The organism is Streptomyces sp. NPDC040405 (assembly GCF_055595765.1).
The window spans coordinates 92811-117858 of the sequence record NZ_JBVIVI010000006.1 but is presented as its reverse complement, the minus strand read 5'-3'; the positions used below and the strand labels follow the sequence as shown (position 1 = coordinate 117858).

The window sequence follows — 25048 nt, the reverse complement described above, 5'->3', positions numbered from 1 at the left end:
GTGACAGCACCCTAGGGCCCGGACACGGGCCCCGGGGCCGGTTCGGGCCTATTTCAGCAGCCGGGACATCCGGCGGTCGGCGAGCGGTTTGCCGCCGGTCTGGCAGGTGGGACAGTACTGGAGCGAGGAGTCCTTGAAGGACACCTCGCGCACGGTGTCGCCGCACACCGGACAGGGCTCGCCGGTGCGGCCGTGCACCCGCATCCCGCTGCGCTTCTCCGCCTTGAGGTCCCCGGCCGCGAGCCCCCGGGAGCGTTCGACGGCGTCGCGCAGGGTGGCGCCCATCACCTCGTACAGGAGGGCGATCTCCGCCTCGGTGAGGTCCGAGGCGAGCCGGTAGGGCGACATCCGGGCGGCGTGCAGGATCTCGTCGGAGTAGGCGTTCCCGATCCCGGCGATGACGCTCTGGTCGCGGAGCACCCCCTTGATCCGGTGGCGTACGCCGCGCAGCAGTCCGGCGAACGCCTCCAGGGTGAAGGAGTCGTCGAGCGGGTCGGGGCCGAGGCGGGCGATGCCCGGCACCTCGTCGGGGTCGCGCACGCAGTACACGGCCAGCCCCTTGCGGGAGCCCGCCTCGGTGAGGTCGAAGCCGGAGCGCTCCGGTCCGGAGAGCAGCAGCCGCAGCGCCAGCGGGCCCCGGCCGGGGCGCGGCGGGGCCTCGGGCAGTGAGTCCTTCCAGCGCAGCCAGCCCGCCCGGGCGAGGTGGACGACCAGGTGGGGGCCGTCGGTGGCCAGGTCGAGGAACTTGCCGTGGCGGGTGGCCGCGGTGACGGTGCGGCCTTCGAGGACGGTCAGCGGCGGGTCGTACGTCTTCAGCACGCTCACCGCGACGGGCAGGACGCGGGCGATCTCCCGGCCCACGGCGCGGTCGGCCAGGATTCCGGCAAGGGCCTCCACCTCGGGCAGCTCCGGCATGCCACCAGTGTGCCGCAGCACCGGCCGGTGCGCGCCGGGCCGGCGGCGCCCCACCCCCGTACCACTCCGGGCTGCGGGGTGCGACTCCCTCCCCTACTGTCTCTCTTGTCCCACTGCGTCCCTTTGCGCCCTTGTACGGAGAGTCCCCATGCCCGACACCGGACAGCGTCAGCGGTCCGTACCGCAGTACGAGCCGTACGAGGCTCATGAGGCGTACGAAGGGGGCAGCCCCGAGGCCGAACGGCTGCTCTTCGAGAAGCTGGCCCGCGAGCTGATGAGCGTCCAGCGGGCGCACATGCGGGCGTCGGGCGCCGCCCAGCTGCTGCGCACGTTCCACGCGAAGGCGGCGCTCGGCGCGGAGAACGCGCGGCTGCGCTTCCACGACAGCCTCCCGCCCGAGCTGTGCGTGGGATACGCCCGGCCGGGCGCCGCCTACCCGGCCGTGGTGCGGCTGTCGAACGAGAGCGGCACCGAGCGCCACGACGCCACCCCCGATCTGCGCGGGATGGCGGTACGGATCCAGGTCGCCCCCGGGGAGAGCCACGATCTGCTGGCCACCAGCTTTCCGGTGTCCCACGCCGCCGACGCCCGCGAGTTCGTGGCCTTCGCCAAGGCCACGGCGGGCGCGGACACCACCGTCGAGAAGGCGTTCGGGCTCTTCGTCAAACTGCCGCTGACCGTCGGCTGGGGGGCCGCCGACCGGATGCGCCGCAATGTGCACACCGCCACCCGCTACGCGGTCGGCTCGCTGGCCCGCGAGACGTTCTGGAGCCGGGGCGCGATCCTGTGGGGCGCGGCCGGGCCCGTGCGCTACCAGCTGCGCCCGGCCCCCGGCGGCACCCCCGCGCCGTTCCCCGACAGCGCCGACCCGGACTATCTGCGCCATGAGCTGACGATGCGGCTGGCCACCGGCGATGTGTGCTTCGAGCTGTGTGTGCAGCGGTACGCGGACGAGCGGCGCACCCCGGTCGAGGACGGCTCGGTGGAGTGGCGGGAGAGCGACGCGCCCGTCGTCCCGGTGGCGCTGCTGACCGTGCCCCGCCGGGATCTGGACACCGCCGAGGCGCGGGCGGCGGCCCGCCGGGTCGAGCAGCTCGCGTTCAACCCGTGGCACACCACGGAGGAGTTCCGGCCGCTGGGCAACCTCAACCGGGCCCGCAAGGCGGCGTACGAGGCGGCCGCCGCGCACCGTCTCGGGCTGTGCTCCAGCACCGCGCCACCGGAGCGCGACACCCTGCTCGGGGTGCCGGTGCGGGCCGGGGCGCGGATGGCCTTCGGCCTGGTCGACCGCTATGTGCCGTGGCACCGGCTGCCGGTGCCGCCGGGGCTGCTCGACCTGCCCGCGCTGCGCCGGACGCTCCGGCGGCTCCGTCTCATGGACGCGGACGCCGGTGCCCACGAGGGCGACGACGTCCGCGGAGCCCCGCTGCCGCCCGCCCGCTGAACGCCGCCGCGGCCCACTGGACCGGTTCACCACCGCGATATCGTGTGGCGGTTCACACGGGCCGGACACGGGGGAGCGGTTATGGACGGCGAGGCCGGGGCGGACCGGGCGCGGCGCGTCACCATACGGGACGTGGCCGCGCGCGCGGGGGTCTCCAAGGGCGCGGTCTCCCTCGCCTTCAACGACCGGCCCGGCGTCTCCCCTGCCACCCGGGACCGCATCTTCGCGGCCGCCCGCGACCTGGGCTGGGCACCCCATCTCTCCGCCCGCTCGCTGTCCAGCTCCCGGGTGGACACGGTCGGTCTGGCCATCGCCCGCCCGGCCCGGATGCTGGGTCTCGAGCCCTGGTTCATGGAGTTCGTCTCGGGCATCGAGAGCGTGCTGGCCGAGCGGTCCTGCTCACTGCTGCTGCGGCTGGTGCGGGACGTGGAGGAGGAGATCGCGGTCCAGGAGGCGTGGTGGCGCGGGCGGCAGGTGGGCGGCTCGATCCTGGTCGACCTGCGCGACGGCGATCCGCGCGTCCCCGCACTGCGGCGGCTCGGGCTGCCCGCCGTCGCCGCCGGACACCCGTCCCTGGCGGGCGGGCTCGCCTCGGTGTGGACGGACGACGCCACCGCGGTGGGCGAGGCGGTGCGCTATCTGGCGGCCCTCGGCCACCGCCGGATCGCCCGGGTGGGCGGCGCGCCCGCGCTCGGCCACAGCACGGTCCGTACGGCGGCCTTCGAGGCCACCTTGGGCGAGTTGGGGCTCGGGGCCGGGCGCACGGTGGCCACGGACTTCTCCGGCGAGGAGGGGGCGCGGGCCACCCGCGCCCTGCTGGCCTCGGGCGACCGGCCGACGGCCATCATCTACGACAACGACATCATGGCCGTGGCCGGGCTGTCGGTGGCGGCCGAGATGGGTCTCGCGGTCCCGGCCGACGTGTCGCTGCTGGCGTGGGACGACTCCCAGCTGTGCCGATTGACGCATCCGACGCTGTCGGCCATGAGCCACGATGTGTTCGGCTTCGGGGCCCAGGTGGCGCGGCGGCTGTTCGACGTTCTGGACCGGGCCGAGCCCCGCGCCCACCAGGCCCCCACCCCGGCCCTCACCCCCCGCGCCAGTACGGCGCCGCCACCGCGCCGGAGGACCTGAACCGGTTCAGGTGCCCCGCCGGGCCCCGAATGCCCCGCCGCGCTGCGGGCACTCGCCGGAGGTGGTACGGATAGCCGCAGGCCGCGGCGGCAACAGGCCCAGGGAGCAGCCCTTATGGAGTGGTTCACCTCATCCGGCTACTGGCTGAGCCGACTGGTCTTCCAGCGGGGGCTGGCCGCGATCTACCTGATCGCCTTCCTGACGGCGGCCACCCAGGGCCGCGCCCTGATCGGCGAACGGGGGCTCACCCCGGTGCCCCGGTTCACCGCGCGGGTGCCGTTCCGCCGTTCGCCCAGCCTCTTCCATCTGCACTACTCCGACCGCTTCTTCACCGCCCTGGCCTGGCTCGGCGCCGCGCTGGCCGCCGCGGTGCTGGCGGGGGCCGCCGACGACGTGCCGCTGTGGGCTGCGATGGCGGCGTGGCTGGTGCTGTGGGTGCTGTATCTGTCGATCGTCAACGTGGGGCAGGTGTGGTACGGGTTCGGCTGGGAGTCGCTGCTGCTGGAGGCCGGGTTCCTGGCCGTGTTCCTGGGGAACGAGCGGACGGCGCCGCCCGTCCTGGTCCTGTGGCTGCTGCGCTGGCTGCTGTTCCGGCTGGAGTTCGGCGCCGGGCTCATCAAGATCCGCGGGGACCGCTGCTGGCGCGATCTGACCTGTCTGGACTACCACCATGAGACCCAGCCGATGCCGGGTCCGCTGAGCTGGTACTTCCACCATCTGCCGAAGCCGCTGCACCGGGTCGAGACGGCGGCCAACCATGTGGCCCAGCTGGCCGTCCCGCTGGTCCTGTTCACCCCGCAGCCCGCCGCGAGCGCGGCCGCGGGCATCATCGTGGTGACCCAGCTGTGGCTGGTGGCCTCCGGCAACTTCTCCTGGCTGAACTGGGTGACGATCCTGCTGGCCCTCTCCGCGGTCGACGGGCGGGCGGCCGCCGAGGTGCTGCCGCTGCCGACGCCGCCCGCGCTCGCCACTCCCCCGGTCTGGTACGCGGTCCTGGTGGCGGCGGCCTTCGTCCTCGTCGTGGTGCTCAGCTACTGGCCCGCCCGCAATCTCCTCTCGGGCCGTCAGCTGATGAACTTCTCCTTCAACCCGCTCCATCTGGTCAACACCTACGGGGCCTTCGGCAGCGTCAACCGCAGTCGGCAGGAGGTGGTGATCGAGGGCACCGACGAACCCGTACTCACCCCGGACACCGTGTGGAAGGAGTACGAGTTCCGGGGCAAGCCGGGCGAGGTGCGCAGGATGCCGCGTCAGTTCGCGCCGTACCACCTGCGGCTGGACTGGATGATGTGGTTCGCCGGGATCTCCGCGGCGTACGCCGGGTCGTGGTTCACCCCGCTCGTCGGAAAGCTGCTGGTGAACGACCGGGCCACGCTGAAGCTGCTGCGCGCCTGCCCCTTCCCGGACGCGCCGCCCACGCACATCCGGGCCCGGCTGTACCTCTACCGCTTCACCACCCGGCGGGAGCGGCGCGCCGGTGGCGGGTGGTGGCATCGCACCCTGATCGGCGAGTTCCTGCCACCGGTCCGGCTGGAGGAGGTGGCCCCGCCGGGCCGGTGACGGCACTACGGCGGGTGAGCGGCCTTACGCGGCCGCGCCCTTCGCGTTCGGCTCCTCGGATCCCGGCGGAGGGTTGCGCAGCACGGCGTAGCCGAGGCCGACTCCCACCGCGATCGGCCACTCCAGCACGCCCGCGATACGCTTTTTGCTCCTTCTGGCCGCCCCTTTTGTTAACTTTCCGGGGAATTAGGTAAACATACTGTCGTTTGGGGCTTTCGGCGACCGAGGGAGCGCGGCCGGTGCTGCCATTTGCGATGCTGTCCGATCTCATCGACCTGCCCGGCCGCACTGTCAGCGCGGTGGGCGTGCGCCTCGCGGACGCCGCCGAGATCCTGCGGGACACCGGTGACCGACGCACCCGCCGCAGGGTGTGGGCCCGGGCGGGCCGGGCGCATGTGGAGGTGCGCGGGCTCACCGGGCACGGGGAGGCGCACGACCGGCTGGCCGGGCAGCTGACGGCCGCGCTGCGCCGCCTGCGCGGCGTCAACTGGGCCGAGGTGAACGCGGCCGTGGGGCAGGTGCTGGTCGACTACGACGAGGGCCACCTCGACGCCGACGATGTGCTCGAGGTGATCGAGCACATCGAGAAGGCGCACGGGAGCGACCAGGACACGTTCCCCGCCGGTGGCCCGTACCCGCCGTACGACACCGCCCCCGTCACAATGGCCGCCACCGCCCTCGTCGCGGACTGCGTGGGCCTGGTGACGGCCGCGGCCCGGCGGGTGACGCTGCTTCCCGCGCTCACCCCCGCGCTGCGGATCCCGGTGGTGATGGCCGAGATCCAGCCGCGGGTGCGCGGCCTGCTGGAGTCCCGGCTCGGCCACGCCCACACCGCACTGCTGATCGGCGTGTCGAACGCGGTGGTGCACGCGCTGACCAGCGGCGAGGTCCCGCTGGCGCTGGACGCGGCGCAACGCCTGCTGCAACTCGCCGAGTTCCGCGGCCGCCAGGCCGTATGGCAGCGCCGCGAACCCGGCCTGGTGCCCGGCTCCGACGGGCTGCCGCCGCGCTCGCATCCCGCCGCCCCGCGCCCGGCGCCGCTGCCCGCCGGGCCGGTCGAGACCTGTGTCGACCGCACCTCGCTGGCGTCCCTGACGGGCGCGGGCGGGCTGCTGGCCTGGACGCGGGACCCGGCGCGGGCCGCGGAGGCGATCCTCGCCACCGTGCCGAGAGCCGCCGCCATGGGCCGGGAGGCGTTCGCCGCCCGGCTGGGCGGCGCCCTGGCCCGCGACGGCGTGGTGCCCATGGACGGCGCCGCGCTGCGGCTGCTGGACCGGGTCTCGGTGGTCCTGATCGACTCGGGGGTGCTGTGCACCCACCGCCCGCGGCTGCTGTCGGTGGCCACCGTCGGCGACCTGGACGAGGCCGGGGCCTGGAGCGCCGCGCAGTCCGTTCTGGACCGCCGCTCGCTGCCCGAACTCTCCGGCCAGGGCCCCTGGACCCGCGGCTCCTGGCGGCTGGAACGGCCGGACGACGTCCCCGCGGCACACCCGTCGAGCCCGGCGGCGATGACCGTGGACCTGTGCGACCCGCGGGGCCGACGGCAGGCGCGGGTCCGCGTCGGCTGCGAACTCGACCCGCTGGCCGACGCCGTGGTGGCCGCCGCCCGCTCCGGCGCGGACCGTCTGGTGCTCACCGAGCACGCGAGCGCGGAGGAGATCGCCCCCTGGGCGGACGAGCTGCTCGCCCGCGACACGCCGCTGCCCGGCCAGGTCCGGCGGCTGCAGACCGACGGCCACGGCGTGCTGCTGCTCAGCGCCGAGGACGACGAGGCGCTGGGCGCGGCCGACCTCGGCATCGGCGTCCTACGGCGCGGCGGGGCGCGGGTGTGCTGGTCGGCGGATCTGCTCTGCGGTCCCGGGCTCGCCCCGGCGTGGCGCGTGCTGCAGGCGCTGGAGGACGCGCGCGGGGTCAGCCACCGGTCGGCCCGGCTGTCGATGGGCGGCTCCGCGCTCGGCGCGCTCATCGCAGCCGCGGGCACCCGGCCCACGGCGGTCGGGTTCGCCACCTCCCCGGTGTACAGCGCGGCCTTCCTGGCCATGCTCGGGGGGATCCTCGCGGCGCGCCGGGTGCACCGCCGCCCGCTGCCCGAGGAGCGGGTCCGCGGCAACTGGCACACGCTGGGGGCGCGGGAGACGCTGAGCGTGACCCGCGCGTTCCAGGAGCACCGGGCCGAGCCGTCGGACTCCGGCGTGTCGCACGGCAAGGAGGCCGAGGCGGCGACACGCCCGGTCTGGGCGGCCGGGCTGCGCCCGGTGCGCAGGGCCGCGGGGATGGTCGTACGGGCCGGGGCCGCGGGTGCCGCCGCCACCCCTGTCGGCGCGCTCACCCGGGACACCGCGGCGCTGGTCGGCGCGGTGCGCGAGGAGCTGCGCGACCCGCTCACCCCCGTACTGGCGCTGGGCGCCGCGGCGTCCGCGGCGGTGGGATCCGGGGTGGACTCCCTCCTGGTCGCCGGGGTCATGGCGGGCAACGCGGTGATCAGCGGTGCGCAGCGGCTGCGGGCCGACCGCTCGCTGCGCGGCCTGCTGCTGAGCGAGCAGCGGCACGCCCGGCTGGCCGACTGGTCGCCCGCGATGTCCCTGGCGGACGGGATGGCGGTGGACCGCGAGGCGTTCTTCACCGGGCTGACCTCGGCCCCGGCCCGGACCGTGCCCGCCGAGGAGCTGACGGTCGGCGACATCATCGCGCTGCGCCCCTCGGACGTCGTACCGGCCGACGCCCGGCTGCTGGTGAGCGACCGGATGGAGCTGGACGAGGCCGGGCTGACCGGCGAGTCGGGACCGGTCGCCAAGGACCCCGCCGCCACGCCCGGCGCCGATCTGGCGGAGCGCTCCTGCATGCTCTACCAGGGGTGCACCGTGCTGGCCGGGACCGGCTACGCGGTGGTCGTGGCCGCCGGGTCGCAGACCGAGGCGGGACGCGCCGCCGCCCTGGCCGGGCGCCCCACCGCTCCCCTCGGCATCGAGGGCCGGCTCGCCGCGCTGACCAAGGTCGCGCTGCCCGCCACCGGGCTCGGCGGCGCCGCCGTCACCCTGCTGGGACTGCTGCACGGCACGCCGGTGCGCGAGGCGCTGGCCACCGGGGTGGCGGTCGCGGTGGCCGCCGTGCCCGAGGGGCTGCCGCTGGTGGCCACCGTGGCGCAGTCCGCCGCGGCGCGCAGGCTGTCGCACCGCGGGGTGCTGACCCGTTCGCCGCGGGTGCTGGAGGCACTGGGCCGGGTGGACACGGTGTGCTTCGACAAGACCGGCACGCTGACCGAGGGGCGACTGTCGGTGTCCCGGGTGGCGGCGTACGACCACGACCTGCCGAACGGCAGCCCCCTGGGCCGCCGGCTGCTGCGCACCGCGGCCCGGGCCTGTCCCGGTTCCGAGGGCGGCCGGGCGCTCACCCACGCCACCGACCAGGCCGTGGTCGACGCGGCGGCCGCGCACTGCGACGGGGACGACGCCTGGCGGCCGGTGTCCGAGCTGCTCTTCGAGGCCAGCCGCGGGTTCTCGGCGTGTCTGGGCACGGAGTCCGGGCAGCCGCGACTCGCCGTCAAGGGGGCGCCCGAGATCGTGCTCGCCCGGTGCACCTCCGCCCTGGGCCCGGTGGCGGCGGGCGGCACCGTACCGCTGACGCCCGAGCGGCTGCGCTCCACCGAGCGCCTGCTGTACTCGCTCGCCTCCGACGGGCTGCGGGTCCTGGCGGTGGCCGAGGCCCTGCCGGATACGGCCGAGGCGCCCGACGCGCCGGGGGTCACGCTGGCCGAGCTGTCCCGGGGGCTGACCCTGCTCGGCTTCATCGCCATCGCCGACACCACCCGGCCGGGCGCCGCGGAGACCGTCAAGCGGCTCACCGACGCCGGGGTGAGCATCGCCATGATCACCGGCGACCATCCGACCACGGCCGCCGCCATCGCCCGCGAGCTGGGCATCCCCGACTCCGCCCCGGTGCTCACCGGCGCCGAGCTGGACACCCTGCCCGAGAAGGAGCGGGTCGAGCGGATCTCCCGGACGACCGTCTTCGCCCGGGTCTCCCCCGAGCACAAGGTCCGCATCGTCCAGGCGCTGCGGCAGGCCGGGCGGGTGGTGGCCATGACCGGGGACGGGGTCAACGACGCGGCCGCGATCCGCCTCGCGGACGTGGGCATCGGACTCTCGGCCCATGGCTCCAGCTCGGCCCGGGCCGCGGCGGATCTGGTCCTCACCGACCCGGACCCCACCCGGATCCTCGACGCGCTGCGGGAGGGCCGGGCGCTGTGGCGCAGTGTGCGGGACGCGGTGGCGATCCTGGTCGGCGGCAACGCGGGCGAGGTCGCGTTCACCGTGCTGGGCGCGGCGGTGGCGGGCCAGGCGCCGCTCGGCACCCGTCAGCTGCTGCTGGTCAATCTGCTCACCGACATGCTGCCCGCGCTCGCGGTCGCCCTGGCCCGGGCCCGGGAGGACACGGCCGGGGAGGATCCCCTCGCAAGCGGCCCCTCCCCCGCGCTGCTCGGCTCCGACCTGGGCCGGATCCTGACCGTGCGCGGCACCGCCACCGCGCTGGGCGCCATGGCGGCGTGGACGTGCGGGCGGATGACGGGCCGGGACCGGCGGGCGAGCACCATGGGGCTCGCTGCGCTGGTCGGCACCCAGCTGGGCCAGACGTTCATCACCGACTGGCACAGCCCGCTGGTGCTGGTCACCGGCGTGGCGTCGGCGGCCGTCCTGTTCGCCGTCATCGAGACGCCGGTGGTCAGCCACTTCTTCGGCTGTACGCCGCTGGGGCCGGTGGCCTGGGCGGTGGTGGGCGGGTGCTCGACCGGTGCGACCCTGGTCGCCGCCGCCGCTCCGCGGCTGCTCTTCTCCCGGCGGGTACCCTGCGCGATCTAGGCCCTGCCCGGCCTGGGCCCTGTCCGGTCCAGGCCCTGTCCGGCGGGGCCAGCAGGGGCCTCACCGGACGCTTGTCGGCAATTCACCCGATTTTTACCCGGCGTGCGCGACCTGCTTCCCCGCCCGGGCCAGGCTCCGAGATGGAAGCGGATGTCTCGCTTCCGTATCTGCTCCGACCAGTGAGGTAACCCATGGCCGAGATCCTGACGACCGTCCTGACCAAGCTGGCCCGTATGGCCGTGGAAGCGCTGCTCGCACAGCTCGCGAAGTCGCTTCTGACCGTCGTGTTCCAGCCGTCGACCGCCCCGGCCGCCGCCTGATACGACCCTTATCCGGCGACTGTTCGCAACGAACATCCCGTCGTGGGCGATTTCTTCGGCACGAAGCTCGCCACGAATTTCGTTGATCGGCCTCGGCCCGTCACAATCACCAAGTGACCTTCCCCGTCCTCCTGCGGACTCGGTCCTTCCGGGTACCGCCGGTGAGGGGTGGGCGCTTTCGGTTGCGTGAAGGAGATGACCCCTGCGAGGAGGCACGTAGGTGGAAGAAAGGCTGGCCATGACGGTGGATGCGCGTGGTGAAGTCGAGGAGTTCATCCTCGGGGAACGGTTCGCGTGCCTGGCGGGGCGTTCCGCCTGGCGCCGGGGAGGCATCACTCACCGCCACTATGACCTGCTGGGGGGCGAGGATTCCGCCCGGCTGCTGGCGCTCGATCTCGCGGAGTTCGTGAGTTCGGCGGATTGGAGCGCCCGGACGTTCACGAGTTTCATCGCGACCTTCGAGCAACCGCGCGGGGTCGATGAGCTGCGGTTCGAAGAGCTCCTCTGGCAGCAGCTGCAACTGCTCCATGAGCAGGACGCGGATTTCCATCACTGGGCGGAGGGCTATTCGTCCGATCCGCAGTCCCCGGAGTTCGCGTTCAGCGTGGCCGGCCATCCGTTCTTCGTGATCGGCCTGCATGAGACCCACCGCCGGTACGGCCGCAGGCCGCCCTTCCCGATGCTGGCCTTCAACTCCCATGAGCAGTTCGACCAGATCAAGGGCGCCGGGATGTGGGACCGGCTCGCGGAGAAGATCCGCAAGCAGGACATCCAGCTGCAGGGGGACATCAACCCCAACCTGTACGAGTACGAGGAGCTGTCCGAGACCCGCAGGTACTCGGGCCGCCCCAAGCCCGCCGACTGGCAGTGCCCCTTCGCCGCCCGGGAGGACACCCGGCAGGCCGAGCTGGAGCGGGTGGCGGAGCGGGAACGCGCGGCCGAGCTGGAGCACGTTGCCGAGCTGGAACGCGTGGCCGAGCTGGACCATGTGGCGGACCGGGAGCTGACCGTCTCGGGGGCGGCCGCGGCCGTCACCGGCACCGCGGGCTGAGGCTCCGCGGACCCAAGGGAACACCGCTGGGGCCCGGGTGCGGAACGCCGCCACCGGGCCCCGGCGCGCGCGTCAGTGGTCGCGCGCCGCCGCCCGGTGGACCGGGCCGTGGGCGGTCAGGCAGTGCTCGACGAGCGGTTCGTCCGCGCGCCGGTGCTCGTCCCCGTCCGCCCTCGGCTCGGGCGTCAGGGTGTCGAGGTGGTCCACCTGGAGCGTGGTGTGGGTGATGCCGTACTTCTCGCGCAGCACCTCCTCCAGCCCCTCCCGCACCGCGTGGCAGTCGCCCTCCTGCGCGACCAGCACATGGGCGGACAGGGAGACCTCGCCCGAGGTGATCTGCCAGACGTGCAGATCGTGCACCTCGGCCACCTCGGCGTGGGCGGCCAGCAGGCTCCCGATCTCGTCGGGCTCGACCCCGGCGGGCGCCGCCTCCAGCAGGACGCGCCCGGAGGCCCGCAGCAGCCCCACCCCCGCCTTGATCATGAGGGCGACCACGACGAGACCGGCGATCGCGTCGGCCCGGGCGAAGCCGGTGGTCACCACGACCAGTCCGGCGATGGCGGTGGCGATGAAGGCGTAGAGGTCGTTCAGCACATGCTGGAAGGCGCCTTCGATATTCAGCGAGGAGCGGTTCGCCTTCGACATGCACCAGGCCGCCGCGATGTTCACCACGATCCCGGCGAGCGCGACGGTCAGCACCAGACCACCGGTCACTTCGGGCGGGTCGATCAGCCGCTCCACCGACTCGTAGCCGAGGTATGCGCCGAGCAGCAGCAGGGAAAGCCCATTGGCCTGCGCGGAAAGGATTTCCGACCGCTTGAGCCCATAGGTGTAGCCGCCGCGGGCGGGCCGGGCCGAAAGCCGGATCGCGATGAGCGCGAGGACGATCGAGGCGGCGTCGGTGAGCATATGGGCCGCGTCGGAAAGCAGCGCCACCGAACGCGCGATCACCCCGATCACGACCTCCACCAGCATAAAACCGGTGATCAGCGCGAGAGCGATGGACAGCCACCGGCGGTCGGCGTTCTCCGCCACACCGTGCGCGTGCCCGCCATGGCCCTCACCGTGTCCGCCGCCATGTCCGTGCGTATGGGCTCCCACCCGCTCCTCCTCGGATCGCTTTGTGGACAGCGGCAATTGAACAGCACTTCGGAGAATTCTCCAAAGGCTGCAATGGACACGGTTATCAGGTGGCATTGCCTCATGAATTCGGCAACGCTTTTCATTGTCACGCCGGGAAATTACGCAGCGCACGGGGCCGCTTGGACGTCACCCGGGCGGGCGCCCACGGGTCGCTGATGTGTGCGAGGCCACGCCGATGCGGGTGAGGTCGGCGCGAAGGAGGTGACTCCGCGGGGCGCGGCGCGTTGGCCGAACATGACGACGACGATGCGACGCCGTTCTCTCTCGCAGCCGAGCAGAGCGCTGGACCGGAGCACCGAAGGCGGCGGAACGGTTCACCAGACGCTTCACCAGTCGAGCTGCGTACCGATCTACGCGGATCTGGTCGAGCGCTGGTCGTCCGCGGGGCGGGCGGTGCCCGGGGCTTACGACCGCGAGTGGACCGAACTGGTCAACTGTCCGCCCTGGCCGGACCGGATCCGGGCGGCGGCCCGGCCGTCCTCCGGCTGAGCCACCGCCCGTTCCACTCCTTCAGGGACCCTGCTTCAGGGCCGCTGCTTCAGGGACCGCTACGTCAGGGGACCTTACGGGGACGCGCTCAGTCGTCCCCGCCCTCGAGGCCGCCCTCCGTCTCCAGGAACAGCTCCCGGACCCGCTCCAGCACCTGCGGGTCCGGCTCTTCCCACAGGCCGCGGCTCTCGGCCTCCAGCAGCCGCTCGGCCATGCCGTGCAGCGCCCAGGGGTTGGCCTCCTCCAGGAACGCGCGGTTCTCCGGGTCGAGCAGATAGGTCTGGGCCAGCTTGTCGTACATCCAGTCGGCGACCACGCCCGTGGTGGCGTCGTACCCGAAGAGGTAGTCGACGGTGGCGGCCAGCTCGAAGGCGCCCTTGTAGCCGTGGCGGCGCATCGCCTCGATCCAGCGCGGGTTGACCACCCGGGCCCGGAAGACCCGCGAGGTCTCCTCGTGCAGGGTGCGGGTGCGCACCGTCTCGGGGCGGGTGGAGTCGCCGATGTACGCGGCCGGGGCGGTGCCCTTCAGCGCGCGCACGGTGGCGACCATGCCGCCGTGGTACTGGAAGTAGTCGTCCGAGTCGGCGATGTCGTGCTCGCGCGTGTCGGTGTTCTTCGCGGCGACCGCGATCCTGCGGTACGCACTCTCCATCTCCTCGCGCGCCGGTCGGCCCTCCAGACCGCGGCCGTACGCGTAGCCGCCCCACACCGTGTAGACCTCGGCGAGGTCGGCGTCGGTGCGCCAGTCGCGGCTGTCGATGAGCTGCAGCAGCCCCGCGCCGTACGTCCCCGGGCGGGAGCCGAAGATGCGGGTGGTGGCGCGGCGCTCGTCGCCGTGCTCGGCGAGGTCGGCCCGGGTGTGGGCGCGTACGTAGTTGACGTCGTCGGCCTCGTCCAGGGACGCGGCGAGCCGTACGGCGTCGTCCAGCAGCCCGACGACATGCGGGAAGGCGTCGCGGAAGAAGCCGCTGATGCGCAGGGTGACATCGACGCGCGGGCGGCCCAGCTGGTCGGCGGGCACGGGTTCGAGCCCCGTCACGCGCCGCGACGCGTCGTCCCACACCGGGCGGATGCCCATCAGCGCCAGCGCCTCGGCCACGTCGTCGCCGGAGGTGCGCATGGCGCTCGTCCCCCACAGCGACAGGCCGACCGACCGCGGGTACTGGCCGTCGTTGTCGGCGCGGTAGCGCTCCAGCAGCGAGTCGGCCAGCGCCTGGCCGGTCTCCCAGGCCAGTCGGCTGGGCACGGCCTTGGGGTCGACGGAGTAGAAGTTACGGCCGGTCGGCAGGACGTTGACCAGTCCGCGCAGCGGCGATCCGGACGGCCCTGCGGGCACGAAGCCGCCGCTCAGGGCGTGGACGGCGTGGTCGATCTCGTCGGTCGTGGCGGCGAGGCGCGGCACCACCTCGCGGGCGGCGAAGTCGAGAATCGCGGTGACGGCAGTCCGCTGGGCCTCGGGCAGGTCCAGGGCGGCCTTCTCGGCGGCCTCCGGCGCCCAGTCCGCGTCCTCCATCGCCTGTACGAGGGCGCGGGCGCGCTCCTCGGCCTCGTCCGCGGTGGTGCGGGTGGCGGCCGACTCGTCCAGGCCCAGCGCCTCGCGCAGCCCGGGGAGCGCCGACGTACCGCCCCAGATCTGGCGGGCGCGCAGGATGGCCAGCACGAGGTTGACCCGCTCGGGGCCGGTGGGCGCGCCGCCGAGGACATGCAGACCGTCACGGATCTGGGCGTCCTTGACCTCGCACAGCCAGCCGTCGACGTGCAGCAGGAAGTCGTCGAAGCCCTCGTCGTCGGGCCGCTCCTCCAGGCCGAGGTCGTGGTCGAGCCGGGCGGCCTGGATCAGGGTCCAGATCTGGGCGCGGATGGCGGGGAGCTTGGCCGGGTCCATCGCGGAGATGGCGGCGTACTCGTCCAGCAGCTGTTCCAGCCGGGCGATGTCGCCGTAGGAGTCGGCGCGCGCCATCGGCGGTACGAGGTGGTCGACCAGGGTGGCGTGGACGCGGCGCTTGGCCTGGGTGCCCTCGCCGGGGTCGTTGACCAGGAAGGGGTAGATCAGCGGCAGGTCGCCGAGCGCGGCGTCGGGGCCGCAGGCGGCGGACAGGCCCGCGTTCTTGCCCGGCAGCCACTCCAGGTTGCCGTGCTTGCCCAGGTGCACCATGGCGTCGGCGCCGAAGCCGCCGTCGGCCTGGGGGCTCGCCATCCAGCGGTAGGCGGCCAGGTAGTGGTGCGAGGGCGGCAGATCGGGGTCGTGGTAGATGGCGATGGGGTTCTCGCCGAAGCCGCGCGGCGGCTGGATGACGACCAGCAGGTTGCCGTGGCGCAGCGCGGCGAGGACGATCTCGCCCTCGGGGTCGCGGCTGGTGTCCACGAACATCTCGCCGGGCGGCGGGCCCCAGTGCTCCTCGACCGACTCGCGCAGCTCCCGCGGCAGAGTGGCGTACCAGCGGCGGTAGTCGGCGGCGGGGACGCGGACCGGGTTCTTGGCCAGCTGCTCCTCGGTGAGCCAGTCCTGGTCGTGGCCGCCCGCCTCGATGAGGGCGTAGATCAGTTCGTCGCCGACGCCGGAGGCCAGGCCCGGGACCGCCTCGGCGCCCTCCTCGGGGCCGAAGTCGTACCCTTCGGCGCGCAGTCGGCGCAGCAGGGCGACGGCGCTGGCGGGGGTGTCGAGGCCGACCGCGTTGCCGATCCGGGAGTGCTTGGTGGGGTACGCGGACAGGACGAGCGCGAGGCGCTTGTCGGCCGCCGGTATGTGCCGGAGCCGGGCGTGTCGTACCGCGATTCCGGCGACACGCGCGGCGCGCTCGGGGTCGGCGGCGTAGACCGGCAGGCCGTCCTCGTCGACCTCCTTGAAGGAGAACGGCACGGTGATCAGCCGTCCGTCGAACTCCGGGACGGCGACCTGGGTCGCGGCGTCCAGCGGCGACAGACCCTCGTCGTTCTCCTGCCACGCGCCGCGCGACGAGGTCAGGCACAGCGCCTGGAGCACGGGGACGTCGAGCGAGGCGAGCGCGCCCGCGTCCCACGACTCGTCGTCGCCGCCCGCCGACGCCTCGGCGGGGCGGGTGCCGCCCGCGGCGAGCACGGTGGTGACGACGGCGTCCGCCGCGCCGAGGGCCTCGACCAGCTCGGGCTCGGGGGCCCGGAGGGAGGCGACGAACAGCGGCAGCGGGCGTCCCCCGGCGTCCTCGACGGCCTGGCACAGCGCCTCCACGAAGGCGGTGTTGCCGCTCATGTGGTGGGCCCGGTAGTAGAGCACGGCGATCACCGGGCCGGTGACGTCCTCGCGCGCGGTGCGCTCCAGCGGCCCCCAGGTGGGGGCGGGGGCGGGCGGTTCGAAGCCATGGCCGGTGAGCAGCACGGTGTCGGAGAGGAACCGGGCCAGCTGGTCCAGGTTGGCGGGGCCGCCGTGCGCGAGGTAGGCGTGCGCCTCGGCCGCGATCCCCACGGGGACCGTGGACGCCTCCATGAGCTGGGCGTCAGGGGCCTGTTCACCGGTGAGCACGACGACGGGCAGGTCGCCCGCGAGCAGGGTTTCGAGGCCCTCCTCCCAGGCGCGGATGCCACCGAGCAGCCGCACGACGACGAGTTCGACACCGTCGAGGAGGCCGGGCAGATCGTCGAGCGGGAGCCGCGCCGGGTTGGCGAGGCGGTACGGCACCGGGCCTGTGGCCGCGCGCGCACTGAGCAGGTCGGTGTCGGAGGTCGACAGCAGCAGGATCATGGCTCGGCGCCTTCCTCGGGGTCCGCGCCCCGGGCGGGTTGGAAGACGGCAGGAGTTCCTGGCTCGCACGGCGGGCTGCCGTGCTCACAGTGGCGGGACCGCACCGGATTCGCACCGGTTTCCTCCCCTTGACGCCGTCTTAAGCGTCCAGCGGGCCAGACGGCCCGCCGCCTGAGCATAGTAGGCGTTGCTGACCTGGCATGGGACGGTGAGGGCCGACCGGACGTCGGTATGCTCGCCGCCATGTCCATCCCTCCGGCAATCGTCCCACCTGCGAATGAAGCGCCCCCCGAAGCGCCCTCGCGGCGGGCTCGCGGACGCGATGACGCCTGCCCCGGCGCGCTGCGGCTGCACCCCGCGGACGACGGCTCCCTGGCGCGGGTCCGGATACCGGGCGGCACGCTGACGGCCGGTCAGGCGCAGGCGCTGGCGCGGGCGAGCGAGGAGCTGGGAGACGGCCGGCTGGACCTCACCTCGCGGGGCAATCTCCAGATCCGCGGCCTGGACGCGGCGTGCGGCGGCGAGCTGGCGGCCCGGCTGCGGGCCGCCGGACTGCTCCCCTCCGACCTCCACGACCGGGTGCGCAACATCGTGGCGTCCCCGCTGAGCGGCCTCGACGGCGCCGGACGCGGCGATGTCACGGCGTGGGCACGGGAGTTGGACGCCGCGCTGTGCGCCGGGACATGGGATGAGTTGTCCGGCTTGTCAGGCCGTTTCCTGTTCGCGATGGACGACGGCCGGGGCGATGTGGCCGCGTTGGGCGCGGATGTGACATTGATCGCAACGCGGGACGGCGGAGCCGTGCTGCGGGTGGGATCCGACCCGTCGGGACCGGAGCCCGGGTCCGGGCACGGGCTGGAGGTGCGGGCGCGGGACGCGTCGCGCGCCGCCGCGCTGGCCGCCGTGGAGTTCCTGGCCAGGGCCCGGGCGAGCGGTACGCGGGCGTGGCGGGTGCGCGAATTGCCCGCGCAACACGCCGTGACCGCCGACGGCTTGGCGGCGCGACTCGCGGACGAGGGTGTCGAAGCCGTACGTATCGGACATGAGAGCCCGGGCGGCGCGCCGCCCGCACCGGGCATCGTGTCCGGGCCGGACGGGCGCCACGCCGTGTCCGTCCTCGTCCCCCTGGGCCGGGTCGGCGCGGCGCAGTGGCGGCTGCTCGCCGGGCTCGCCTCCCGGGGCGGGTCGGCTGAGTTGCGTGTGACACCCTGGCGCGGCGTGGTGCTCCCGGGGTTCACCGCGGACGGCGCGCGGGAGGCGTCGCGGGAGGTGGCGGACGCAGGGCTGGTGACCGATCCGGACTCCCCGTGGGCCGGGATCGGCGCGTGCACGGGACGGCCGGGCTGCGCCAAGTCCCTGGCCGATGTGCGCGCCCACGCGGCGCACGCGGTGGCGGGCGCGGCAACGGACGCTCCCCGTTCCCCCGACGCGCCGCCGGTGTACTTCTCCGGCTGCGAGCGGCGCTGCGGCCACCCCGGCGGCCGCTGGGTGGACGCGCTGGCCACCTCCGGTACGGACTACCGGCTCACCGTACGCGACGCGCGGGAGCCGGACGGCGTGACCGGCGGCGGCGTGACGGACGTGGCAGCGGAGCAATTGGCCGACGCCGTGGCGGCGGCCCGCGAAACGGCATGATCAACGACATGATCGAGGACACAGTGTTCGACTACGAGAAGGACGGGGCGGCCATCTACCGCGCCTCCTTTGCCACCATCCGCGCCGAGGCGGACCTGGGCGGACTCCCCGCCGACGTCAGCCAGGTCGTGGTGCGGATGATCCACGCGTGCGGCATGGTCGACCTGGTCAAGGACCTCGCGTACACGCCCGAGGTGGTCGCGCGGGCCCGTCGGGCGCTGCGCGCCGGGGCGCCCGTGCTCTGCGACGCCCAGATGGTCGCCAGCGGCGTCACCCGCAAGCGGCTGCCCGCGGACAACGACGTGGTGTGCACGCTGTCCGACCCCGCCGTACCGGAGTTGGCGCGGCGCATGGGGACGACGCGCAGCGCCGCCGCGCTGGAGCTGTGGCGGGACCGGCTGGACGGCGCGGTCGTGGCGGTTGGCAACGCGCCCACCGCGCTGTTCCGGCTGCTGGAGATGCTCGAAGAGGGCGGAGAGGACGCGCCGCGCCCGGCCGCCGTCATCGGCGTACCGGTCGGGTTCATCGGCGCCGCCGAGTCCAAGGAGGCGCTGGCCGGACATCCGGCGGCGCCCCACCATCTGGTGGTGCGCGGCCGACGCGGCGGCAGCGCCATCGCGGCGGCCGCGATCAACGCGATAGCGAGCGAGGAAGAGTGAGCGAGCAGCAGCGAGGGGCGACGCCCGCGACGAAGGCCCGGCTGTACGGCGTGGGCCTCGGCCCCGGTGACCCGTCCCTGATGACGGTACGGGCGGTGGAGGTCATCGCCGGGGCCGATGTGGTCGCGTACCACAGCGCCCGGCACGGCCGCAGCATCGCCCGTTCCATCGCCGAGCGGCATCTGCGGCCCGACCACATCGAGGAGCGGCTGGTCTACCCGGTCACCACGGAGGGCACCGACCATCCGGGCGGCTACCGGGGCGCGATGGAGGAGTTCTACACGGAGGCGGCGGCACGGCTCGCCGCGCATCTGGACGCGGGGCGCACGGTCGCGGTGCTGGCCGAGGGCGATCCGCTCTTCTACGGCTCGTACATGCACATGCACAAGCGGCTCGCCGACCGCTACCCCACCGAGGTAATCCCCGGCGTCACCTCGGTGAGCGCGGCGGCCGCCCGGCTCGGCGCGCCGCTGGTGGAGGGCGAGGAGGTGCTGACGGTCCTCCCGGGCACGCTGCCCGAGGAGGAGCTGACGGCGCGCCTCGCGACGACCGACGCGGCGGCGGTCATGAAGCTCGGCCGCACCTTCCCGACCGTACGGCGCGCCCTGGAGCGTTCGGGGCGGCTCGCCGACGCGCGGTACGTGGAGCGCGCCACGATGAGCGCGGAGCGCTCCGGGCCGCTGGGCGAGGTCGACCCGTCGTCGGTGCCGTACTTCTCGGTGGCGGTGCTGCCGAGCCGTATCGGCACTCCGGCCGCACCGGACGCCCCGGACGCCGCCCCGGATGTCGCCGCGTCCGGGCGGCCGGGCGAGGTCGTGGTGGTGGGCCTCGGCCCCGCCGGTCCGCTGTGGCTCACCCCCGAGGCGCGCGGCGAGCTGGCCTCCGCCGAGGATCTGGTCGGCTACACCACCTACCTGGACCGGGTTCCCGTACGCCCCGGGCAGCGGCGCCACCCGTCCGACAACAAGGTCGAGGCCGAACGCGCGGAATTCGCCCTCGACCTCGCCCGGCGCGGTCGGCGTGTCGCCGTCGTCTCCTCGGGCGACCCCGGCGTGTTCGCCATGGCCACCGCCGTTCTGGAGGCGGCGTCCGAGGACCCGTACCGCGACGTCCCGGTGCGCGTGCTGCCCGGCATGACCGCGGCCCACGCTGCGGCTGCCCGCGCGGGCGCGCCGCTCGGCCACGACTACGCCGTCGTCTCGCTGTCCGACCGGCTCAAGCCCTGGGAGGTCATCGCCGGGCGCCTGGCCGCCGCGGCCGCCGCCGATCTGGTCCTGGCCCTCTACAACCCCGGCTCCCGCAGCCGGATCTGGCAGGTCGGCAAGGCCCGAGAACTCCTCCTCGAACACCGCGCGCCGGACACCCCGGTCGTCCTGGGCCGCGACATCGGCGGTCCCGAGGAGAGCGTCCGCATCGTCCGCCTGGCCGACCTCGACCCGGCCGAGGTGGACATGCGCACGATCCTCCTGGTCGGCTCCTCCCAGACCCGGACCACCCGCCGCGGCGACGGCACCGAGATCGTCTGGACCCCCCGCCGCTACCCCGAGGTGTGATCTCGGGTCAGGACCGTACGAAGCCAGGCGACGGCGTCGGCGGGGGCAGGTACCGCCGGGACGCCCTCCGGGGCGGGCGGGCGCTGGACGACGACCACCGGGATTCCGGCGTCGCGGGCCGCGGTCAGCTTGGGGGCCGTGGCACCGGCGCCGCTGTCCTTGGTGACCAGGACGTCGATGCGGTGGCGCAGTAGCAGGGCCGTTTCGCCTTCGAGGGTGAACGGGCCGCGGTCGAGGATCACCTCCATGCGGGGCGGCAGCGGCGGCTGCGGGGCGTCGACCGAGCGGACCAGGAAATAGGGTGCGGTGAGGTGGGCGAAGGCGGCCAGTCCCATGCGGCCGGTGGTGAGGAAGACCCGCTCCCCCAGGTCCGGCAGCAGCCGCGCGGCCTCCTCCAGTGAGGCCGCCGGGTGCCAGCGGTCGCCCGGGCCCGCCACCCAGCCGGGGCGGCGCAGGGCGAGCAGGGGAACATGGACGTCGGCGGCCGCACGGGCCGCGTTGTGACTGATCGTGTCGGCGAAAGGATGGGTGGCGTCGATGAGCGCGTCCACCTGGTGCTCGCGGAGCCAGCGGGCCATGCCCTCGGGGCCCCCGAACCCGCCGATCCGCACCTGCCCGGCGGGCAGTCGCGGTTCGGCGACCCGGCCCGCGAGGGAACTGGTGACGCGCAGGGCGGGATCGCCGTCCAGCTCGGCGGCGAGGCGGCGGGCCTCGGTGGTGCCGCCCAGGATGAGCACATGGCGCACCGGTGCGCTGTTCATCGGGTGCCTTTCGTCGTCCGTGCGCCCGTCATCGTATGCGCGGTGCGTGGCCCATGGCTGAGGCGGAGGCCACGGCGAGCGGGGGCCGCGGGGCACAGCTGGAGCGGACGGGGCTGCGGCACGGGTGGACCACCGGGGCGTGTGCGACCGCCGCGACCACGGCCGCGTACACCGCGCTGCTCAGCGGCGACTTCCCCGACCCCGTGACCATCGCGCTGCCGAAGGGCCAGCGGCCCGCGTTCGCGCTGGCGGCCGAGGAGCTGGGAGCGGACCGGGCCATGGCCGCGGTCGTGAAGGACGCCGGGGACGATCCCGACGTGACGCACGGCGCGCTGGTACGGGCGACCGTACGGGCCCTGCCGCCGGGCGGCGGCGTGGTGTTCCGGGCGGGGCCGGGCGTCGGCACCGTCACCCGGCCGGGGCTGCCGCTCGCGGTGGGCGAACCGGCCATCAACCCCGTGCCGCGCCAGATGATGAGCGACCACATCGCCGCGGTCGCCGCCCGCCACGGCGGCAGCGGTGACGTCGAGATCGAGATCGCGGTCGACCACGGCGAGGAGATCGCCCGCAGCACGTGGAACCCCCGGCTGGGCATCCTCGGCGGGCTGTCCATCCTCGGGACGACCGGCATCGTGGTGCCGTACTCCTGCTCGGCCTGGATCGACAGCATCCGGCGCGGGGTGGACGTGGCCCGGGCGGCGGGGCGGCGGCACGTGGCGGGATGTACGGGGTCGACCTCCGAGAAGGTGGCGGTGGCCGTGCACGAGCTGCCGGAGGACGCCCTGCTGGACATGGGTGACTTCGCGGGCGCCGTGCTCAAGTATCTGCGCCGCCACCCGGTGGACCGGCTGACCGTCGCGGGCGGCTTCGCCAAGCTCTCCAAGCTCGCCGCGGGCCATCTGGACCTGCACTCGTCCCGCTCCCAGGTCGACAAGACCTACCTCGCCGACCTGGCCCGCCGCGGCGGCGCGGACGAGCACCTGGCGGCAGCGGTCGCGTCTGCCAACACCGGCCTGGAAACGATGCAGCTGTGCGCGGCCCAAGGCGTCCCCCTGGGCGACCTGGTCGCCTCGGCGGCCCGCGACACGGCCCTCGGCGTCCTGCGCGGCGCCCCGGTCGCGGTCGACGTGATCTGCATAGACCGCGCGGGCAAGATCGTAGGCCGCGCCGCCCCCCGCGGCCCACGCGACGCCTGACCCACCCGCTCTGGGCTGCGTCACGCCACCACCCGGCCCCAGCCCCGGGCCCGCACACGCCCCCGACCGGCAGCCGGTACGGCGCGACGCCCGCCGGGACGCGGGGCGCACCCAACCCGGCGCGCGATGCGAGGCGCGGGGCGCGGTGCCCGACCGGCAGGCGAACGCGGTGCGCGTCCGCCACAGCGTGGGCACCCGCGCGGCGCCCGACCGACGAGCCCAGGGCGTACGCCACCACGCGGCACCAGCCCCCGGGCCGCACACGGCCCCCGACCCGCAACCGGTACGGCGCAGCGCCCGCCGGGACGAGCGCCCACTCGGTGCGCGGCGCGGGGCGCGGTGTCCGACCGGCAGGCGACGCGGTGCACGTCCGCCACAGCGTGGCATCGAGGCCGCACACGGTCCCGACCGGCAGCCGGTACGGCGCGGCGCCCGCCGGGACGCGCCGCGCCTACCCGGCACGGGGCACAGCGCCCCACGCGAGGGGCGCACCCAACCCGAGACCGCCCACCCCGCGCGCAGCGCGCTGCGTAGGCCGCCACGCGGCAGCACCGGGGCCACGCGCGGCGCGGGGCGCCTGCTCGGCACCGGGTGCGGCGCACCACACGGTGCTGCGTGCGGGGGCTCAGCGGGGGCGGGAGGGGGAGTAGAGGTGGCTGTCTCGGAACTGTTCGGCGGCCAGGGTGCGGCCCACCATGATGACGGCCGTACGTACCACACCGGCGGCCTTCACCCGGTCCGCCATGTCCGCCAGGGTGCCGCGCAGGACCAGTTCGTCGGGGCGGCTGGCCATGGCGACCACGGCGGCGGGGCAGTCGGGGCCGTAGTGCGGGAGGAGTTCGTCGACGACCCGGTCCACGTAGCGGGCGGCGAGGTGCAGGACGAGCAGGGCGCGGCTGCGGCCGAGGGTGGCGAGGTCCTCGCCGTCCGGCATGGGGGTGGCCTGCTGGGCGATGCGGGTGAGGATGACGGTCTGGCCGACGGTCGGCACGGTCAGCTCCCGGCCCAGGGCCGCGGCGGCGGCGGCGAAGGCGGGGACACCGGGGACGACCTCGTACGGGATCCCGGCCGCGTCCAGGCGCCGCATCTGCTCGGCGACGGCGCTGAAGACCGACGGATCGCCGGAGTGGAGGCGGGCCACGTCCCGGCCCGCCTCGTGGGCGGCGGTGAACTCGGCGGTGATCTGGTCGAGGTCGAGCCCGGCGGTGTCGACGAGCCGGGCGTCCGGCGGGCATTCGGCGAGCAGTTCGCGCGGGACGAGGCTGCCCGCGTAGAGGCACACCTGGCAGCGGGCGAGGGTCCGCGCGCCGCGCAGGGTGATGAGATCGGCGGCGCCGGGGCCCGCGCCGATGAAGTACACCGTCATCGTGTTTCTCCGCGTTTGGTGGTGGACCACTGGGTGACCGGCATCGCCTGGCGCCATCCCGTGAAGCCGCCCACGGGGGTGGCGCGGGAGACGGCGAGGCGGCTGAGGTCGCCGCCGTGGCGGGTGTACCAGGTGGTGAGCAGGGCTTCGGATTCGAGGGTCACAGTGTTGACCACCAGACGGCCGCCCGGGGGCAGGGCGGCCCAGCAGGCTTCCAGGAGGCCGGGGGTGGTGGCGCCGCCGCCGACGAAGATGGCGTCGGGGGCGGGCAGGCCGTCGAGGGCGGCCGGGGCGGCGCCGGTGACGACGCGCAGGGCGGGGACGCCGAGGGCGGTGGCGTTGCGGGTGATGCGTGTCGCGCGTACCGGATCGCGTTCGATGGAGACCGCGCGGCAGGCGGGGTGCGCGCGCATCCATTCCACGGCGATGGAGCCGGAGCCGCCGCCGACGTCCCACAGCAGTTCGCCCGGGGCGGGGGCGAGGGCAGCGAGGGTGGCGGCGCGGATGTGGCGCTTGGTCAGCTGGCCGTCGTGTTCGTACGCGTCGTCCGGCAGCCCGGGTACGGCGGCCAGGCGCGGGGTGTCCGCGTCCGGGGCGCAGTCGAGGGCGATGACGTTGAGGGGGTCGCCGGGCGGGTGGGGCCACGCCTCGGCGGTGCCCTCGGCGGCGTGTTCCCGCGCGCCGCCCAGCTGTTCCAGGACCCGCATCCGGGTCGGGCCGAAGCCGCGGTCCCGCAGCAGCCCGGCGACCTCGGCCGGGGTCCCGGCACCGGCGCTGAGGACGAGCAGTCGGCGGCCCGGGTACAGGGCGCGGGCGAGGGCGGCGAGGGGGCGGCCGACGAGGCTGATCACCTCGGTGTCCTCCAGCGCCCAGCCGAGCCGCGCGCAGGCGTAGGAGGCGGACGACGGATGCGGCAGCACCCGCAGCGCGTCGGGGCCCAGCAGCTCGGTGAGGGTGCGGCCGATGCCGTAGAACATGGGGTCGCCGCTGGCCAGTACGCAGACGTGGCGCCCGGCGTGCGCGGCGAGCAGCCCGGGGACGGCGGGGCGCAGCGGCGACGGCCACGGCACCCGCTCGGCGGCGCATTCCGGTGGCAGCAGGTCGAGTTGGCGCGGTCCGCCGATGACGACCTCGGCCGTGCGCAGCTCCTCGCGACCGGCCGGGGCGAGCCCGTCCCATCCGTCGGCGCCGATGCCGACGACAGTCAGGGGGGTGGGTGGCGGGCTCACAGGGGTACCTCGTGGTTCG

At 74.6% G+C, this 25048-nt stretch carries 17 protein-coding genes and 1 riboswitch; of the genes, 11 read left to right on the top strand and 6 right to left on the bottom strand.

Going from position 1 to position 25048, the window contains the following annotated elements:
• Positions 1–48 precede the first annotated feature (48 nt).
• Positions 49–915 (bottom strand): Fpg/Nei family DNA glycosylase, encoded by an 867-nt coding sequence (locus ACZ59A_RS24865; RefSeq protein WP_470962133.1) that lies wholly within the window; start codon positions 913–915, stop codon positions 49–51.
• Between the two features lie 148 nt (positions 916–1063).
• Here ACZ59A_RS24865 and ACZ59A_RS24860 point away from each other — a divergent pair, with 148 nt between their 5' ends.
• From ACZ59A_RS24860 to gntA, 6 genes are all read left to right on the top strand, one after another.
• Positions 1064–2359, top strand: coding sequence for a catalase family protein (locus ACZ59A_RS24860; protein ID WP_470962130.1), 1296 nt, complete (start codon positions 1064–1066; stop codon positions 2357–2359).
• A gap of 81 nt (positions 2360–2440) precedes the next feature.
• On the top strand, positions 2441–3493 hold the full coding sequence (locus ACZ59A_RS24855; protein ID WP_470962127.1) for a LacI family DNA-binding transcriptional regulator: 1053 nt from the start codon (positions 2441–2443) through the stop codon (positions 3491–3493).
• 114 nt (positions 3494–3607) lie between these two features.
• Positions 3608–5053 (top strand): lipase maturation factor family protein, encoded by a 1446-nt coding sequence (locus ACZ59A_RS24850; protein ID WP_470962125.1) that lies wholly within the window; start codon positions 3608–3610, stop codon positions 5051–5053.
• A 239-nt stretch (positions 5054–5292) separates the two neighbouring features.
• Positions 5293–9909, top strand: a complete 4617-nt coding sequence (locus ACZ59A_RS24845; protein ID WP_470962122.1) for a cation-translocating P-type ATPase — start codon at positions 5293–5295, stop codon at positions 9907–9909.
• A 191-nt stretch (positions 9910–10100) separates the two neighbouring features.
• Positions 10101–10229, top strand: a complete 129-nt coding sequence (locus tag ACZ59A_RS24840) for a hypothetical protein (RefSeq protein WP_470962118.1) — start codon at positions 10101–10103, stop codon at positions 10227–10229.
• Between the two features lie 220 nt (positions 10230–10449).
• Positions 10450–11280, top strand: coding sequence for a guanitoxin biosynthesis heme-dependent pre-guanitoxin N-hydroxylase GntA (gene gntA, locus ACZ59A_RS24835; protein ID WP_470962115.1), 831 nt, complete (start codon positions 10450–10452; stop codon positions 11278–11280).
• A 72-nt stretch (positions 11281–11352) separates the two neighbouring features.
• On the opposite strand, the gene ACZ59A_RS24830 is transcribed toward gntA, so the two are convergent.
• Positions 11353–12381: a cation diffusion facilitator family transporter gene (locus ACZ59A_RS24830; RefSeq protein ID WP_470962112.1), complete on the bottom strand. Its 1029-nt coding sequence runs from the start codon at positions 12379–12381 to the stop codon at positions 11353–11355.
• A 288-nt stretch (positions 12382–12669) separates the two neighbouring features.
• Between ACZ59A_RS24830 and ACZ59A_RS24825 the strand changes: the two genes are divergently transcribed.
• On the top strand, positions 12670–12912 hold the full coding sequence (locus tag ACZ59A_RS24825; RefSeq protein ID WP_470962109.1) for a hypothetical protein: 243 nt from the start codon (positions 12670–12672) through the stop codon (positions 12910–12912).
• An 88-nt stretch (positions 12913–13000) separates the two neighbouring features.
• Here ACZ59A_RS24825 and cobN read toward each other — a convergent pair whose 3' ends face one another.
• A complete protein-coding gene (gene cobN, locus ACZ59A_RS24820) occupies positions 13001–16630 on the bottom strand; it encodes a cobaltochelatase subunit CobN (protein ID WP_470962107.1) in 3630 nt (1209 codons plus the stop codon).
• Between the two features lie 34 nt (positions 16631–16664).
• Positions 16665–16813: riboswitch (cobalamin riboswitch) on the bottom strand.
• Positions 16814–16873: 60 nt separating this feature from the next.
• On the opposite strand from cobN, the gene cobG reads away from it, so the two are divergent.
• From cobG to ACZ59A_RS24805, 3 genes are read left to right on the top strand one after another with little or no spacing between them, the layout of a single operon-like run.
• Complete coding sequence (cobG, locus tag ACZ59A_RS24815; RefSeq protein ID WP_470962104.1) at positions 16874–18265, top strand: precorrin-3B synthase; 1392 nt, start codon at positions 16874–16876, stop codon at positions 18263–18265.
• 8 nt (positions 18266–18273) lie between these two features.
• Positions 18274–18924, top strand: coding sequence for a precorrin-8X methylmutase (locus ACZ59A_RS24810; protein WP_468044062.1), 651 nt, complete (start codon positions 18274–18276; stop codon positions 18922–18924).
• Positions 18921–20477, top strand: coding sequence for a precorrin-2 C(20)-methyltransferase (locus tag ACZ59A_RS24805; RefSeq protein ID WP_470962101.1), 1557 nt, complete (start codon positions 18921–18923; stop codon positions 20475–20477). The genes ACZ59A_RS24810 and ACZ59A_RS24805 overlap by 4 nt, the downstream gene beginning before the upstream one ends.
• Here the strand turns inward: ACZ59A_RS24805 and ACZ59A_RS24800 are convergent.
• The gene (locus ACZ59A_RS24800) at positions 20462–21238 is read right to left on the bottom strand and encodes a cobalt-precorrin-6A reductase (protein ID WP_470962098.1); all 777 of its coding nucleotides are present in this window, start codon (positions 21236–21238) and stop codon (positions 20462–20464) included. The two genes, ACZ59A_RS24805 and ACZ59A_RS24800, sit on opposite strands and share 16 nt — an antisense overlap.
• A gap of 53 nt (positions 21239–21291) precedes the next feature.
• Here ACZ59A_RS24800 and ACZ59A_RS24795 point away from each other — a divergent pair, with 53 nt between their 5' ends.
• On the top strand, positions 21292–22434 hold the full coding sequence (locus ACZ59A_RS24795) for a cobalt-precorrin-5B (C(1))-methyltransferase (protein WP_470962095.1): 1143 nt from the start codon (positions 21292–21294) through the stop codon (positions 22432–22434).
• A gap of 625 nt (positions 22435–23059) precedes the next feature.
• Here the strand turns inward: ACZ59A_RS24795 and cobM are convergent.
• Both cobM and cbiE read right to left on the bottom strand, forming a co-directional pair.
• Positions 23060–23800 carry a precorrin-4 C(11)-methyltransferase gene (gene cobM, locus ACZ59A_RS24790; RefSeq protein WP_470962092.1) on the bottom strand — a complete coding sequence of 247 codons (741 nt, stop codon included), beginning with the start codon at positions 23798–23800 and terminating at the stop codon, positions 23060–23062.
• Positions 23797–25029: a precorrin-6y C5,15-methyltransferase (decarboxylating) subunit CbiE gene (cbiE, locus tag ACZ59A_RS24785; protein ID WP_470962088.1), complete on the bottom strand. Its 1233-nt coding sequence runs from the start codon at positions 25027–25029 to the stop codon at positions 23797–23799. Before cbiE ends, cobM begins: the two co-directional genes overlap by 4 nt.
• Positions 25030–25048: the final 19 nt, after the last annotated feature.